At 74.8% G+C, this 14,282-nt stretch carries 11 protein-coding genes; 7 read left to right on the top strand and 4 right to left on the bottom strand.

Going from position 1 to position 14,282, the window contains the following annotated elements; genetic code table 11:
- Window positions 1–158: 158 nt before the first annotated feature.
- On the bottom strand, window positions 159–3,050 hold the full coding sequence (locus tag AB0G14_RS13105; RefSeq protein ID WP_357696816.1) for an AAA family ATPase: 2,892 nt from the start codon (window positions 3,048–3,050) through the stop codon (window positions 159–161).
- Between the two features lie 1,377 nt (window positions 3,051–4,427).
- Between AB0G14_RS13105 and AB0G14_RS13110 the strand changes: the two genes are divergently transcribed.
- Entirely contained in the window at window positions 4,428–5,807 is a 1,380-nt protein-coding gene (locus tag AB0G14_RS13110) for an AMP-binding protein (RefSeq protein ID WP_357696819.1), read from the top strand.
- A 103-nt stretch (window positions 5,808–5,910) separates the two neighbouring features.
- Here the strand turns inward: AB0G14_RS13110 and AB0G14_RS13115 are convergent, their stop codons facing one another.
- Window positions 5,911–6,372, bottom strand: coding sequence for a cold shock domain-containing protein (locus tag AB0G14_RS13115; RefSeq protein ID WP_357696821.1), 462 nt, complete (start codon window positions 6,370–6,372; stop codon window positions 5,911–5,913).
- 167 nt (window positions 6,373–6,539) lie between these two features.
- Here AB0G14_RS13115 and AB0G14_RS13120 point away from each other — a divergent pair, with 167 nt between their 5' ends.
- Complete coding sequence (locus AB0G14_RS13120) at window positions 6,540–7,199, top strand: 4'-phosphopantetheinyl transferase superfamily protein (protein WP_357696823.1); 660 nt, start codon at window positions 6,540–6,542, stop codon at window positions 7,197–7,199.
- A 33-nt stretch (window positions 7,200–7,232) separates the two neighbouring features.
- Here the strand turns inward: AB0G14_RS13120 and AB0G14_RS13125 are convergent, their stop codons facing one another.
- Window positions 7,233–8,642: an acyl-CoA synthetase gene (locus AB0G14_RS13125; RefSeq protein ID WP_357696825.1), complete on the bottom strand. Its 1,410-nt coding sequence runs from the start codon at window positions 8,640–8,642 to the stop codon at window positions 7,233–7,235.
- Window positions 8,643–8,897: 255 nt separating this feature from the next.
- On the opposite strand from AB0G14_RS13125, the gene AB0G14_RS13130 reads away from it, so the two are divergent.
- The 5 genes from AB0G14_RS13130 to AB0G14_RS13150 all read left to right on the top strand — a co-directional run bounded on the left by AB0G14_RS13130 (window position 8,898) and on the right by AB0G14_RS13150 (window position 12,424).
- Window positions 8,898–9,602 carry an HAD-IA family hydrolase gene (locus AB0G14_RS13130; RefSeq protein WP_357696827.1) on the top strand — a complete coding sequence of 235 codons (705 nt, stop codon included), beginning with the start codon at window positions 8,898–8,900 and terminating at the stop codon, window positions 9,600–9,602.
- Window positions 9,603–9,850: 248 nt separating this feature from the next.
- A complete protein-coding gene (locus AB0G14_RS13135) occupies window positions 9,851–10,792 on the top strand; it encodes an ABC transporter ATP-binding protein (protein ID WP_357696829.1) in 942 nt (313 codons plus the stop codon).
- A complete protein-coding gene (locus AB0G14_RS13140) occupies window positions 10,789–11,526 on the top strand; it encodes an ABC transporter permease (RefSeq protein WP_357696831.1) in 738 nt (245 codons plus the stop codon). Before AB0G14_RS13135 ends, AB0G14_RS13140 begins: the two co-directional genes overlap by 4 nt.
- 260 nt (window positions 11,527–11,786) lie before the next feature.
- On the top strand, window positions 11,787–12,032 hold the full coding sequence (locus AB0G14_RS13145; RefSeq protein WP_357696833.1) for a DUF5988 family protein: 246 nt from the start codon (window positions 11,787–11,789) through the stop codon (window positions 12,030–12,032).
- A 20-nt stretch (window positions 12,033–12,052) separates the two neighbouring features.
- A complete protein-coding gene (locus tag AB0G14_RS13150; protein ID WP_357696835.1) occupies window positions 12,053–12,424 on the top strand; it encodes a VOC family protein in 372 nt (123 codons plus the stop codon).
- 131 nt (window positions 12,425–12,555) lie between these two features.
- On the opposite strand, the gene AB0G14_RS13155 is transcribed toward AB0G14_RS13150, so the two are convergent.
- Window positions 12,556–14,277 carry a hypothetical protein gene (locus AB0G14_RS13155; RefSeq protein WP_357696837.1) on the bottom strand — a complete coding sequence of 574 codons (1,722 nt, stop codon included), beginning with the start codon at window positions 14,275–14,277 and terminating at the stop codon, window positions 12,556–12,558.
- Window positions 14,278–14,282 lie beyond the last annotated feature (5 nt).

The following is a 14,282-nucleotide window of genomic DNA, read 5'->3' on the forward strand; positions in this document are numbered from 1 at the left end:
GCGGTTCTTTCGGGCAGGCCGGACGGCCGGAGTGTGACCCGATGAACAGCCGTCCGCGGTCGGTGGGCGGCGGCCGCCCGCCCGCCGGACCGTGCCGCAGGGAGGCGGTCAGGCCGGGACGGCGAGCGCGGACGGCGCCGGTGGACGGCGGGTGACGGTCAGCGGAACCGTGGCCCACGTGGGCGGCCCCCCGGTTCGCTCTGCCCTGGCGACGGCGGGTGCAGCAGGGTCGCGCCGGGCCGGTTCAGCCGCAGCCGGGCGGCCAGTTCGTTGCGCGAGTTGACGTGCAGCTTCCGGTAGATCCGGGTCAGCCGCTGTTCGATGGCGCTGACCGTCAGGAAGAGCTTCTCGGCGATCTCGCGGTTGGTGTGGCCCTGGGCGGCCAGGGTGGCCACCTGGGACTCCGCGTCGTTGAGCCCGTCCACCACCACCGCCGTGCCGGCGGGGCCCTCGGCCGAACCGGAGCCGGTGGTGGCCGTGCTGGCGCGCAGCAGCGGGATGCCGCACTCCTCGGCGAGGGCCCGGGCCGCCCGGGCCGCGACCCGGGCCTCCCGCCGGTCGCCGGCCTGCTGGTAGGCGTGGCCGAGGTCGGTCAGGTTGTGCGCCAGCTCCACCCGGTCGCCGCACTGCCGCAGCAGCCGGACGGCGCTGCGCAGGTGGCTGATCCGGTCCGGCCCGTCCTCCGTGGCGGCCAGCACCCGCAGGGCGGCGGCCCGGTAGCGCACCTGGACGGGCCGCAGCCGAGCCAACTCCTCCCGGACCAACTTCCTGGCCTGTTGGCGGCGGCCCATCCGGAGCAGCGCCCGGGCCGACTCCGTCCGCCACGGGACGAGACCCGAGAAGTCCAGCTGCCACGAGGTCATCAGCTGCCCACAGAGCTGGAAGTCGGCCAGCGCGCCCTCGGGGCTTCCCGCAGCGAGCGCGTGCGTCCCGCGGGCGTGCAGGTAGTGCAGCCCGAACGGGGTCTTGAACATCGCCGGCGGGACCGGCACCTGGAGGCAGGCGGCCGCGGCGTCGAGCTCGTCCATGAAGGTGAGGGCCCGCAGGCGGACGGCGAGCGGCATCCCGATCACCACCCCCCAGCCCTTCGGCGAGAGCTGGCCCAGCGCCTGGTCGGCCAGTTGCACGGCGCGGGGCAGGTCACCGAGCCGGCCGCTGACCAACGCCCGGAGGGCCGCGAGGGTCGCCGAGGCCGAGGGATGGCGCCGGGCGGTCGGACTGCCGCCCAGCCGGTCGCACCAGTCGCCGGCCAGGTCCAGCCGGTCCGCGTAGACCAAGGCGACGATGGCGCAGACGCTGGTCCACATGCTCGGCTCGTCGTCCGGCCCGCCGGTGGCCAGCGCCCGCTCGGCGTGCTCGACCACCGTGGCGTCGCCGCGTTCGAGCACAGCGGACAGCAGGAAGGACCCCTCGAGCCCACGCTTGACCTCGGCCAGGGTGAGCGGGTCCCGGGCGGCGGCGGTGGGTTTCGGCCGGCCGACCGTCACCCCTGGATAGAGGGTGGACATCCAGCCGGTCGTGACGAGCAGTTCGACTGCGGAACGCGGATCCGCGCTGTCGGCCCGGTCGCTCAGGTGCTGGACGAGCTCGACGGCCTTGTCGATCTCACCGTGCCAGAGCAGGTACTGGATCGGCCCCGCCGCCTGCTGGCTGCTCAGGTGCCCGGCGCGGACGGCGGTGGCGACGCCGATCAGGTGGGGGACCGCCGCCTGCGGGTCGAGCTGCCACTCGGCGCGGGCCAGCGCGGAGCGGATCCGCGCCCGCAGGCAGTCGCCGACGGCGCTCCGGTTCGCCCGGCGCAGGTACCGCAGGGCGGTCTCCACCTCGCCGTCGACCAACGCCTGCTCGCCGGCGTCCAGCAGGCTCTGCGCCATCCAGGGCTCGGTCAGCTCGTCGACCTTGACCAGGTGCGGCGCGACCCGTGCCGGCGGTGCGCCCTCGTCGTGCAGCAGGCAGGCCGCCTCCAGGTGCAGCCGGACGCGTTCCTCGGCAGTCATCCCGTCGAGCACCGCCTGGCCCACCGCCGGATGCCGAAGCCCTGCCTCGGTGACCAGCCCGGCGCTGGTCGAGCCGTCGACGGCGCCCAGCGCGGACCGCGACCGGGCGCCGACGAGCTGGGACAGCAGGTTGCCGTGCAGGGGTTCGCCGGTCACGGCGAGCACCCGGGCGGCCTCGAGCGCCGGGTGCTCGCAGCGGTACAGGCAGCTCAGCACGGCTTCCCGGAACGATTCGCCGGGGACGGGGTGGTCCGCGGGCCGGGGCGCGGCGGCCTGGTCGTCGGCGAGCGCGTGCACCAGCAGCGGGCTGCCGCCGCTGATCCGGTGGCTCTCCTCGGCGATGGTCCGGGCGACCGGGACGCCGAGGCGGTGGGCGAGCACCTGGAACGTGCCCTCGACGGTGAGCAGCGGGAGTCGGATGCGGTGCAGCCTCGCGGGTTGCATCAGCTCGGTGTAGACCTCGGGGCGCCAGGGTCTGGTGCGCGGCGCCTCGGTCAGCAGGACCATCACGGGCAGGCCGGCGATCCGCCGGGCGATGTAGTCGAGGCACCGCAGCGACGCCACGTCGGCGTGGTGGACGTCGTCGACCGCGATGACGAGCGGGCCGCGCGTGGTCAGCTCGAGCAGAGCCCCGCCGATCGCGGCGGTGCTGCGGGCCGTGTCCTCGTGGTCGGCGCCGTCGACGTCGGCCCAGTCGAGGGAGCCCGCGTCCAGCAGCCGCCCGACCCGGGCCCGATCGTCGGGACTCAACGCAGCGGCCCGGACGAGTTGGCGGACGACCTCCAGCGGGACGGTGCGTTCGGCGCGGGACGCGCTCGCGCCGAGGACGCGCGCCCCGGCCTCGCCGGCCCGCCGGGCGAAGGTCTGCAACAGCGCGGTCTTGCCGGATCCGACCGGGCCGGTGAGCACGGTCACCGTCCGGCTGGTGGGGGCGCCGCCGGTGGCGATCAGGTCCGCGAGCCGGCGCTCCAGCAGGTCGAGCTGGCACGACCGCTCGGTCAGCTCCATCGACGCGGCCCCCGGTGGAGTGGGCGGCCCGCGGTCACCGGGCACGCCACCTGCCCTGCGCGGCCCTGGAGCTCGACGAAATCGGAGACCGGCAATTCTCGACCCATTCCCGTTTTGGTTATATAGATCGCCGTCGAGGAGCGACGGGCAGCCATCGACCGACTTGACCGACTGGCGGCTCCGGGTTGCAGCGCACCAGTGCCGGCGATAATTCCCCAGCCCCTCTTGGCCGGTCTCCCCCTATCGACCGCCGTGATGGTGGGAGTATGGCAGTTCGGCAATTGGGCGGCAAGCCGAGGTTTGTAAAGGATAGGCAAACATCGGTTCGGGCGTCCTTGCCGTCGTCATCGCGCGTCGGGCGCGGGGTCCACAACAGAAAGTCGCCACCTGATCCCGTAACGTGACCAGGCGTTGCGTCGGTCGTCGAGGTCGCTTTTTATGGCGATGTCGGCCATTGGTGGTCGCGCCTTCCCGTGCTAAGTGTGCGCGAGCTGCCTGCGGGGCCGCTAGCGAGGCTTCGTCCCCGCCGGGCCCGGCTGGCCGTGTCGTCACGTCGCTCGGGACCTGGCCGGTCAGTCGTCGGAGGGGCGGGCGGAAGCCGGCGCCGGTCGGTGTGGGCAGTTCAGCCCGATGGTGACGGCCGGTCGGGCGAGCGCCCGCCCTGCCCGGCCGGTCCTCGCGGACGGCGTGTGACGCCCCGCGCTCAGGGCGCTGGTCTCGTCACCGGTCGGTGGTCGGCCGCTCGTCCCGGGCCGGTTTCCAGGGAGGTGCCGGATGCCTGGCGGGCCGGGGGAAACCGTGAGAATTCCTCTGTTTGCTGCGAGGTAATGCGTCCCCCGCCCTGATGGCGCGACCCCTCTGGTAGTCGCGCCGGCCGGATGGGAAGGGGCTTGCGTCGCGGCGTCATCCCAGGCGTGCCCGATTCGGACCTTTGGGCACATTAAGCGATTATGTTGTTAAAAATGAATTATGCGCCCAGCGACTGTCGGGAGCGAGTGCCGCCGTGGGTGCCGAGCCTGTTGAAAATTGAAAGAGTTTGCCTTGTTGAATTGATTTCCCGTCGCTCCGTCCGGTGGTCGGCCGACAATTCCGTCGCCGATGCGGCTCCATTGTTCACCGCTCCTGCCGGACGGAATTCTCTCCACAGTGTCGCGCGGGAACCAGAGCGGTCCGACCGGCGGTCGCCAAAGGCGACGCCACATCGCGTCCTACCTGGCCTGCCGTCCCCGGGCAGGGGACCTGGCCGGGCGGCTAGGGGTTGTGCCGGACCATTGCGCAGCCTAATTTCGGGACACCCGCGTCGATGGCGGGATGGCCGGATATGGGGCTGCTCGGACCCCATGACGTGAAGGGTCCTGTGGCCGTCGTGATGTCCCAGTTGCTGCCGCAACTCGTCCACGTCCCTGGCAGGGGATAACGGGGATGACACTGCTGCCGGCGCTGCGGGGATCGGGCGCGGACCGGGCCGATGCGGTCAGGATGGCCGGCGGCACGCTCTCCAGCGAGGCATTGCTCGGCTGCGTCACCGCGGTCGCCGACCGGATCAGGGGCGCGGGCGTGGTCGCGGTCGACGCCACGCCGACCCTGGAGACGGTCGTGGGCATGCTCGGCGCCGTCCACGCGGGCGTTCCGCTCGTGCCACTACCGCCCGGTGTCGGGCAGTGCGAGCGGAACCGCATCCTGCGGCAGTCCGGGACGACGGTTGTCCTCGGAGCCCGCCCGCCCGGCGGCGACCGGCTGCCCACGGTTCCCGTCGACCTGCGCCAGCGTTCCTCGACGCACCATCCCGAGCCCGAGCCGGGCGCCGACGCGGTCATCCTCTACACCGGAGGAGCCGCTGGGCCGTCGCGCGGGGTGCGCATCTCGCGTCGCGCCATCGCCGCCGACCTCGACCTGCTGGCCGCCGCCTGGCGCTGGAGCGGGGAGGACGTCGTGGTCCAGGGCGCGCCGCTGTTCCGGGCGTACGGCCTGGTCGTCGGTCTGCTCGGCGCGCTGCGGGTCGGCAGCCGACTCGTCCACCTCGACCGGAACGCCTGCGCGGGGCCGACCGGCACCATGTACCTGGCGCTGCCCGCGCAGTGGGGGAGAATCGCGCGGGACGGCCCGTTGGCCCGGTCGCTGGCCGCGGCACGGATCCTGATCTCCGCGGACGCCCCGCTGGCCGCCGCCGTGGCCGAGCGACTCCGGCTGCTCACCTCGCACGCACCGGTCCAGGCATACGGTACGACCGAGACCCTCATCGCGCTGACCGGTCGGGCCGGCGACCCACCAGTCGACGGAGCCGTCGGCACCCCCCTGCCCGGCGTGGAGACCCGGGTGCTGGACCGCGAGGACCGGCCCGTGCCGGCCGACGGCGAATCGGTGGGCGAGCTGAGCGTCTGCGGGCCGACGCTGTTCAGCGGTTACGTCGGTGGCCGCGGGCGGAGCTCGGCCGGTCCCTGGCACGCCACCGGTGACCTGGCGACCGTGGCCGCCGACGGGTCACACCGGATCATCGGACGGCGGGGGCTCGACGTGGTGCACAGCCGGGGCCGGCGGGTGCACGCCGGCCAGGTCGAGGAGGCGTTGCTGAGCCACCCGGGCGTCCGGGACGCCGCCGTCGTCGGCACGCCGCACCCCACGTTCGGCGAACAGGTCACCGCCTACGTCGTCGCCGAGGGCCTGACCGCGCAGGTGCTGATCGACCACGTCGGGCGGCACCTCTCGGCGGCCCAACGCCCCCGGCGGGTGCACTTCGTCGACGAGTTGCCCCGCACCGCGCTCGGCCGGATCAGGAAATCCCTGCTGGTCGACGCCGGCTGACCCGGCCGCTTCGCACCGTGCGGCCTACTGCCCCCTGCGGCCGGTCCGCGTGCGCCGGCCGGTCCCCGCCGTGGCCGGACGCTCCGGCCACGGCGGGCGGCGGTCAGCCCTCCACCCAGCCGTGCCGCCGGGCCAGGGCCAGCATCCGGGCGCGTACCGCCACGATCTGCGCCCCGGTCAGGTCCGGCACGGAGGTCACCAGCGCCTCGGTGGTCTCCGCGGAGAACGCCCGCTCGGAGAGCACGTCGCAGAGGCCCTCCTCGTCGTCCGCGCCGCCCGCGACCTGCCCGATCTCCCGGCTCCGCCCGCCGGCAACCGCCACACCGGGCCGGGCCGTCCCGTTCCGCTCCACTCCCGCGGGAGCGCCGACCACCCGCACCAGCACGGCCTTGGGGCCGCGGTCGGTCTCCACCGCGTCATACTCCACCGGGACGCCGGGCGTCAACGCCCACTTGTCACCGTCCAGCATGTTCGCGTGCACGAACACGTCGTCGCTGCCGTCGTCCGGGGCGATGAACCCGTAGCCCCGCACCTCGTCGAACCGCACCACCTTGCCAGTGAGCATCGCTTTCCCGCATCCATCCGACCAATCCGCGTGCCCCGCCCGTGGGCGGGGTACCCCCCAGACTGGCAGCCGCCCGCGCGGCCCGGCACCCGTACCCGACCCCTATGGTGCACCCTCCGGCTGGCGTCGGGGCGGTGCGGGTGGCCGCAGGACCTAACATCGGCGAAGTGATCGAGCAGATCCTGCCCTCCACCGTGGCGGTGGCCGAGTCGTTCACCGACCCCGCCGGCCTGACCCTGTTCCCCGAGGAGCAGGCGCTGGTCGCCGCGTCGGTGGAGAAGCGCCGTCGGGAGTTCACCACCGTACGGCACTGTGCCCGCCGGGCGCTCGGCGAGCTGGGCTTCGCCCCGGTGCCGATCGTGTCCGGCGTCCGGGGTGCCCCGGTCTGGCCGGACGGTGTGGTCGGCAGCATGACGCACTGCGAGGGCTACCGGGCGGCCGTCCTCGGTCGTGCGGCGGCGTTCGCCACCCTCGGCGTGGACGCCGAGCCGCACGCGCCGCTGCCCGACGGGGTGCTCGACGCGATCGCGCTGCCCGGCGAACAGGCCCGCACCGCGGCGCTCAGCGCCGCCAGCCCGTCGGTCTGCTGGGACCGCCTGCTGTTCAGCGCCAAGGAGTCGGTCTACAAGGCGTGGTTCCCGCTCACCGGCCGATGGCTGGACTTCGCCGAGGCGGACATCGTGTTCGATCCGGCCGGGACGTTCACCGCCCAGCTGCTGGTGCCCGGCCCGGTGCTCGGCGGGGTGCCGGTGACCGCGTTCGTCGGCCGGTTCCTGGTCGGCCGGGGCCTGGCGGTCACCGCGATCAGCATCCCGGCGGTCGCCTGACCCGCCCGCACCGGGGTCGCTGCGGCCGGCCGGTCAGTCCGCCAGCAGCCGGTTCTTCTGCACCTTGCCGAGGGCGTTGCGGGGCAGCGCGTCGACCAGGCGCACCTCGCGCGGCCGCTTGTGCGCGGACAGGTGCCGGGCCACGAAGTCCACCAGCTCCGGCCCGTCCACGCCGTCGCCCACCACGTACGCGGTGACCTGTTGGCCGAGGTCCGGGTGCGGGATCCCCACCACGGCGGCCTCCCGGACTCCCGGGTGCGCAAGCAGGGCGTCCTCCACCTCGCCGGCGCCGATCCGGTAGCCGCCGCTCTTGATCAGGTCGGTGGAGGCCCGGCCGACGATCCGGTGCCAGCCGTCCGGGTCGACGGTGGCGACGTCGCCCGTGCGGAACCAGCCGTCCGCGGTGCTGCTCGCCGCGTCGGCGTCCGGACGGTTGAGGTACCCGTCGAACAGGGTGGGGCCGCTGACCTGGAGCTCGCCCATCGCCGCCCCGTCGGCCGGCAGCGTCGCGCCCTGCTCGTCGACCAGCCGCGTCCGTACTCCGGGCAGCGGCAGCCCCACGGTGCCCGGCCGGCGCGGCCCGTCCGCCCGGGCGCTCACCGTGATCAGGGTCTCGGTCATCCCGTACCGCTCGACGACCCGGTGGCCGGTGAGCGCGGCGAGGTCCGCGAAGACCGCCGCCGGCAGCGCCGCGCTGCCCGAGACGAGCAGCCGCGCCGGGCGCAGCGCCCGCGCCGCGTCGGGGTCGGCGGCGACCCGGGACCACACCGTGGGTACGCCGAAGTACATCGAGCCCTCGGCGGCAGCGTAGCGCTCCGGACGTGGCCGGCCGACGTGGTGCAGCCGGCTGCCCAGCCGCAGCGGCCCGAGCACACCGAGCACCAGCCCGTGCACGTGGAACAGCGGCAGGCCGTGGACCAGCAGGTCGTCCGGCGTCCAGGCCCAGGCGTCGGCCAGGCCGTCCAGGCACGCGGCGACCGCGCGGCGGGAGATGACCGCGCCCTTCGGCGCGCCGGTGGTGCCGCTGGTGTAGAGGATCAGCGCGGTACGGGCCGGGTCCGGCTCGGGGTGCGTGGTGTCCGAGCGCCGGGTCAGGTCGATCGGGACGACGGCCCGGCCCGTGCCGTCGGCCGGGTGCTCCGCGCCGGCCGGGACCAGCATCGCCGTCGACCCCGAGTCGCGCAGGATGTGGTCGCGCTCCATCGGCCCGGCATCCGGCGGCACCGGCACGACCGCCGCCCCGGCGGTCAGCGCGCCGACCACCCCGACCACCGTCTCCAGGGTCGCGGTCGCCTCGATCGCCACCCGGTCGACGCCGCGCAGCTCGTCCGCGACCGCCGCGGCCAGACGGCGCAGTTCCACCCCGGACACCGCCCGGTCGTCGACGCGGACCGCGTCCGGACGCTCGTCGGTGCCTTCCGAGAGCCAGCTCAGCAGTGACATGGCACGACCCCTTCTCCAGCGGCTCAGGTCCGGCGTCGGGCCGGCCGGGCCGTGACCCGGGGCCGGAGCGACCGGGCGTGACCGGGCGCGGGACCCGGGGGCACGGGACGCCGGTAGGGTCGGCGGTGCGCCGGTGGATCCGGGCGGGCGTGTGCCCGGCCGGCAGGCCCGGGACGACGATCCCGACCGTAGTCGGGGCGTCCCCCGGCCTGCCACCCCTACCGGCCGGCGCGGGGCGGACGGGAGGTGGCCTCGGTGGCCGCGGAGACGACGGAACGGGGGCCGGTGCCCGCGAGCGTCCGGGCCGTGGTGCTCGACCTCGACGGGGTGCTGGTCGACAGCCTTGCCGTGGCCAGGGAGGCGTTCGCCCTCGCCTACGGCGAGGTGGTCGGCGACGGCGTCGCCCCGGTCGAGGAGTACTGCCGCCACCCGGGCCGGTACCTGCCGGAGGTGCTGGAGCTGATGGGCCTGCCGGCGGCGCTGGCCGAGCCGTTCGTCCGGGAGAGCAACCGCCTCGCGCACCGGGTCACCCCCGTCGACGGGGTGCCGGAGCTGCTCGGCACGCTGCGGCGGCGGGGGATCGGTCTGGCCGTGGCGACCGGCCGCAGCGGCGTACGGGCCCGGGACCTGCTCGGCCGGCTCGACCTGCTGCCGCTCGTCGACCACGTGGTGGGTTCGGACGAGGTGCCCCGGCCCAAGCCCGCACCGGACATCGTGCGGCGGGCGCTGCGGCTGCTCGGGGCCCGGCCGGCGGAGGCGCTCATGGTCGGTGACGCGCCGAGCGACCTGCTCAGCGCGCGGTCGGCCGGGGTGGTCGCGGTGGCCGCGCTGTGGGGCGAGTCCGACGAGGAGACCCTGCGCGCCGCCGGCCCCGACGTCGTCCTGACCCGGCTGGACGAGCTGCTGCCCCTCTGCCCGGCGCCCGGCCCACGCCACCGCGTCGACGGACACGCGCGGTAACCGGTCGACACCCCTGTCCCCGCGTCGGGCTTCCGGTCGACACCCCCTGTCCCCGGGTGGTATCCCGTTCGATACCCCCGATTCGTCAACTGATCGATTGATTCGTACCTCCGTTGGACGGATGATGTCCGGCGTCGGCCGGCCTCGCGGGCGGGCCGGCGCTGGCACGTCACCGCAGCCGACGCCACGACCAGCCGGGGGTCCCGCCCGCTCCGACGGCCGCCCGCACCTGAAGGAGGACCACGCCCATGCCGGTCATCGAAGTCGATCATCTGCAGAAACGGTACGGGGAGAAGGTCGCCGTCGCGGACGTCTCCTTCACCGTCGAGCAGGGCGAGATCTTCGGCGTGCTGGGCCCCAACGGGGCGGGCAAGACCACCACCGTCGAGTGCGTGCAGGGGCTGCGTCGGCCCGACGGCGGCACGATCCGGGTGCTCGGGCTCGACCCGATCCGCGACCGCACCGAGGTGCGCCAGCGCGTCGGCGCCCAGCTCCAGGAGAGCCAACTGCCCGACAAGGTGCGGGTGTGGGAGGCACTGGACCTGTACCGGTCCTTCTACCGCAACCGGGCCGACATCGACGAGCTGCTGACCGACCTCGGCCTGGCCGAGCAGCGCAACACCTACTTCCAGAAGCTCTCCGGCGGGCAGAAGCAGCGGTTGTCGGTGGCGTTGGCCCTGGTCGGGCGGCCCGAGGTCGCCATCCTCGACGAGCTGACCACGGGGCTCGACCCGCAGGGCCGCCGGGACACCTGGGACCTGGTCGAGCGGATCCGCGACCGGGGCGTCACCGTCGTGCTGGTCACCCACTTCATGGAGGAGGCGGAACGCCTCTGCGACCGGCTGGCGATCATCGACCAGGGGCGGGTGGTGGCGATCGACAGCCCGTCCGGCCTGCTCGACCGGGTGGGTACCGACCACCGGGTGCACTTCCGGCCCGACGAGCCGGTCGAGGACGCGTTGCTGCTCGCGTCGCCCGACGTGACCGGGGTGTCCCACTACGGCGCGGAGGTGATGGTGACCGGCACGAAGGACGTGCTCCAGTCGGTCCTGTCCGCGCTCAACGGAGCCGGCATCCGCTACACCGGGCTCCGGGTCGAGCAGCCCAGCCTCGACGACGCGTTCGTGTCCCTCACCGGCCGTGGGGGCCGGACCGCCACGCAGTCCCCGACCGACGAGAGGTCATCGTGAGCGCCCTGACGAAGCTGATCGCCGTCGAGACGAAGCTCTTCCTGCGGGAGCCGGTGTCGCTGTTCTTCGTCTTCGCCCTGCCGATCGGGCTGATGCTCGTCTTCGGGTTGCCGCAGCGCGCCGGCACGGCCGCCGACACCGGGCAGCACGCCGAGCAGACCTTCCTGCCGTCCCTCGCCCTGGCCCTGACGATCGGGATGCTCGCGCTCTTCACCCTGCCGATGGCGCTCGGCATCTACCGCGAGCGCCGGGTCCTGCGCCGCCTGGCGACCACCCCGGTGCAGCCCGCCCTCCTGCTGGTGGCCCAGGTCGTGGTCAACCTCGTGATGGGTGTCCTCGGCGCCGTGGTCACCGCGATCGCCGTACGGTTCCTGCTGGACCAGCCGGCGCCGGCCAACTTTCCCGGTTTCGTGCTGGCGTTCCTGCTCGGGGTGGCCTGCCTCTTCGCCGTCGGGCTGCTGATCGCGGCGCTGGCGCCGTCCGCCCGGGCGGCGCAGTCGATCGGCCCCGCGCTGTTCTTCCCGCTGCTCTTCCTGGCCGGCGCCTGGCTGCCCCGGGACCGGATGCCGGCCGCCCTGGCCCTCATCGCCGACTACTCGCCGCTCGGCGCCACGGTGGACACCATCGGCGCGGCGTGGGCGGGCGCCAGCCCGCAGTGGGGGCAGCTGGTCGCCCTGGCCGTGACGGCCGTGCTCGGCTCCGTGTTGGCGACCCGCTTCTTCCGCTGGGAGTGAGCCGACCGGTGGCCGGCGCCCGGGGCGTGCGGGGCATCGTCGCTGCCCAGAGCGGGTCCTAGGGGTCCGCTAAGGGTGTTCGGGCGGATGTGACCTGGATTACGTTCGCTGCGGAACGGGCGGCCGGCCACCGGAACAACGACGTTCGACCCGGAGCGTCCGTTCACCCCGGCAACGGGTGTCGTCAGACCTGTGTGGACGCGTCCGCCGGCCAGCGGCGGGCCCGTCCGAGGTGTGCGGAATGCGACGGAGGTCGTGCCATGAAGGACGTTTCGCAAGCTGATCCGGTCACCCGGGACGCCGCCGGCATCATGGATGCCGTCCTGGAGGGCGGCCCGGCCGACCTGCCGGCCGACCTGCGCAGCCACCGGGTGGCGCGGGCGGAGGAGAAGATCAAGGTCCGGCACTACGGAGGGTACGAGCACTTCGAGCGGGGCTCCGCCCCGGAAGCCGCCGACGTGCCCGTGGTCTTCCGCTGGACCGGTCGAACCCGGATCGCCGAGTAGCGGAAAGGGGCACGAGTCTCATGAGGCCAGCGAACGACGGGCCGGGGCCCCACCTCTCGGTCAGCGACACGGCCGAGGTCCTCGCCTTCTACACGGACGTCCTCGACGCCGTCCAGCTCCAGCGGGAGTGCCTGCTCGACGGCCGCGTCCTGCAGGCGGAACTGGCCGTCGACGGGCACCGGCTGACCGTCAGCGAGTGGGACGAGGCGGGGTCGCCGGCCGAGGGCCGGGACGACGTGCTGACCATCGAGCGGACCGACCCCGAGGCGGTGCTGCGGCGGGCGCTGGCCGCCGGTGCCCGCGTCGAACCGCCGGCGGGTCCGGCACATCAGCCGACCCTGCGCGATCCCGCCGGCCTGTGCTGGACCGTCGTCGGGCCGCAGCCGGGGTAGGCGAACACCGCCGCCCGTCGGGCGACGTGACAAGAGGCCCGCGCTCGTCCGAGCGCGGGCCTCTGCGGTGGTACGGCTGCCGCGGGATGTCGCCGTGCGCGTCCCGGGCAGCCGGGGTCGGGAGCCGGCGCTCATCGGGGGCGGGCGTTGCGCTTGCGTACGGCGAAGAAGAGCGCCGCGGCCCGGCGGACGTCGCCCGGCCGTCGCGGATCCGTGGCGACGTCGTGCAGCAGGTCCCGGTCGGCCCGGTCCGCGGCCAGCGTCATGAGCAGCGAGAAGCACTCCCGCGCGGCGTCCCGGCCGGCGGGGCGGTCCGCGCCGCCGGCCCAGTGCGTCAGCAGCGCCGCGAGCACGTCCGCCCGGAACGGGAGCGCGCCGGCCCCGCCCGTCCCGGCGCGGCCGGCGAGCAGGTGACCGGCGGCGATCGCGCCGTCCGGCTCCGCCAGGCGGTCCCGCAGGAAGGCCGGCGCGACGGCGGCCCGGCTGATCGCCTGCAACGCGACGAACCGCGTCGAGCGGGTGTTCATCAGCGTCACCCACTCGTCGGGCCGCCAGTCCCGGGCCAGCGGCCCCGCCGCCAGGTATTCCACCAGGCTGGGCCAGACCGAGGCCAGGGTGTGCCGGTCGGCCCGGAAGAGGTTCGTGGCGAGCAGGATCTGCCGTACGTGGGTGGGCCAGTCGGGCAGCGCCCGGGCCGGGGGAGCCGGCGCGTGCGCCGCCGACCAGTCCACGACCGCCGCCACCGGATCGCCCCCGGTGACCGCGGCGGTCGCCGCCACCTCGACGAGTTCGGTGTGCCGTGCCACCAGCCAGGCGGCGATCGACTCGCCCTCGGGCGGGCAGCGCAGCAGCGCCTCGCAGGCGGCGTCCAGGCTGTCCCGGCCGTCGCGCAGCAGGGCGCGGACGAACTCGTCGAGCAGGGCCGCCGGGCCGGGCTGCGGGGCCGCTTCCGCCTGCCCGCCCTCCCACACCAGCACGGCGATGGTGGCGGTCAGCGGGTTGTGCACCGGGCCGGTGATGCGCTGGGCGTGGGCCCAGTCCAGGAACCGGCGGGCCGTGGCGTCGTCCGGGAACCACCGGGCGGCCAGCAGCGCGACGTCGGCGTCGGTGAAGTGCGCCAGGTGGTACGCCGCGTAGCCGTCGCTCAGCACGGCCAGCTCGTCCTCGGCCAGGTGCCGCGTGGTCACCAGGAGGCGCCACGGCCTCGGTGCGGCGGCCGGGCCGGGGGAGCGGGCCAGAGTGGCGAGGCGGTTGAGCACGACGGCCCGCTCGTCCGGGTCGGCGACGGCGTCGACCCCGTCGACGCAGACCAGCCACCGCCGCCCGGGAGCGGGCGGCTGCTCCACGTCGAGCGGGGCGCCCTCCCGCGGGTACGCCTCGGCGAGCGCGGCGGGCAGCGGCTGGTGCACCAGGGCGGCGGCCGGCAGGCTCACCAGCACGGGACCGGGCGGGGACCGTCGTCGCCGGCCGCGTCCGGCGAGCCAGCGCTGCGCCGACCGGGCGCTCTCGTAGCGGACGAGCGCCGTCTTGCCGCTGCCCGGCTCGCCGATCAGCAGCACGTTGCCGGCGCCGGTGAGCAGGTCCGCCACGTCGACGCCGTCGCCGGCCGGGGCGAGCCGGGGCACCACCCGGCGCGGCACGTACACCTCGGACAGCGGCTTCACGTACCCGCCGAACCGGTGCGGGTGCACGATGCCGGCGTCCGCCTCCCGCTTCCAGACCGGGCTCAGCGCGGACCACCAGCCACGCCGGTCCCGGTCCCGGGTGTACCGGCGGACGGCGAGGACCGCGCCGGCGAGCGCCAGCGTGCCGCTGACGACGCCGGCGACCTGGTTGGGGATCTCCAGGTCCATCGACG

The organism is Micromonospora sp. NPDC023814 (genome assembly GCF_040639595.1).
GTDB lineage: Bacteria > Actinomycetota > Actinomycetes > Mycobacteriales > Micromonosporaceae > Micromonospora.

Coding starts and splice junctions, on each gene's coding strand:
- AB0G14_RS13145 (WP_357696833.1), top strand. CDS start 11,787: ATGAAGGACGTTTCGCAAGCTGATCCGGTCACCCGGGACGCCGCCGGC.
- AB0G14_RS13155 (WP_357696837.1), bottom strand. CDS start 14,277: ATGGACCTGGAGATCCCCAACCAGGTCGCCGGCGTCGTCAGCGGCACG.
- AB0G14_RS13135 (WP_357696829.1), top strand. CDS start 9,851: ATGCCGGTCATCGAAGTCGATCATCTGCAGAAACGGTACGGGGAGAAG.
- AB0G14_RS13125 (WP_357696825.1), bottom strand. CDS start 8,642: ATGTCACTGCTGAGCTGGCTCTCGGAAGGCACCGACGAGCGTCCGGAC.
- AB0G14_RS13150 (WP_357696835.1), top strand. CDS start 12,053: ATGAGGCCAGCGAACGACGGGCCGGGGCCCCACCTCTCGGTCAGCGAC.
- AB0G14_RS13110 (WP_357696819.1), top strand. CDS start 4,428: ATGACACTGCTGCCGGCGCTGCGGGGATCGGGCGCGGACCGGGCCGAT.
- AB0G14_RS13115 (WP_357696821.1), bottom strand. CDS start 6,372: ATGCTCACTGGCAAGGTGGTGCGGTTCGACGAGGTGCGGGGCTACGGG.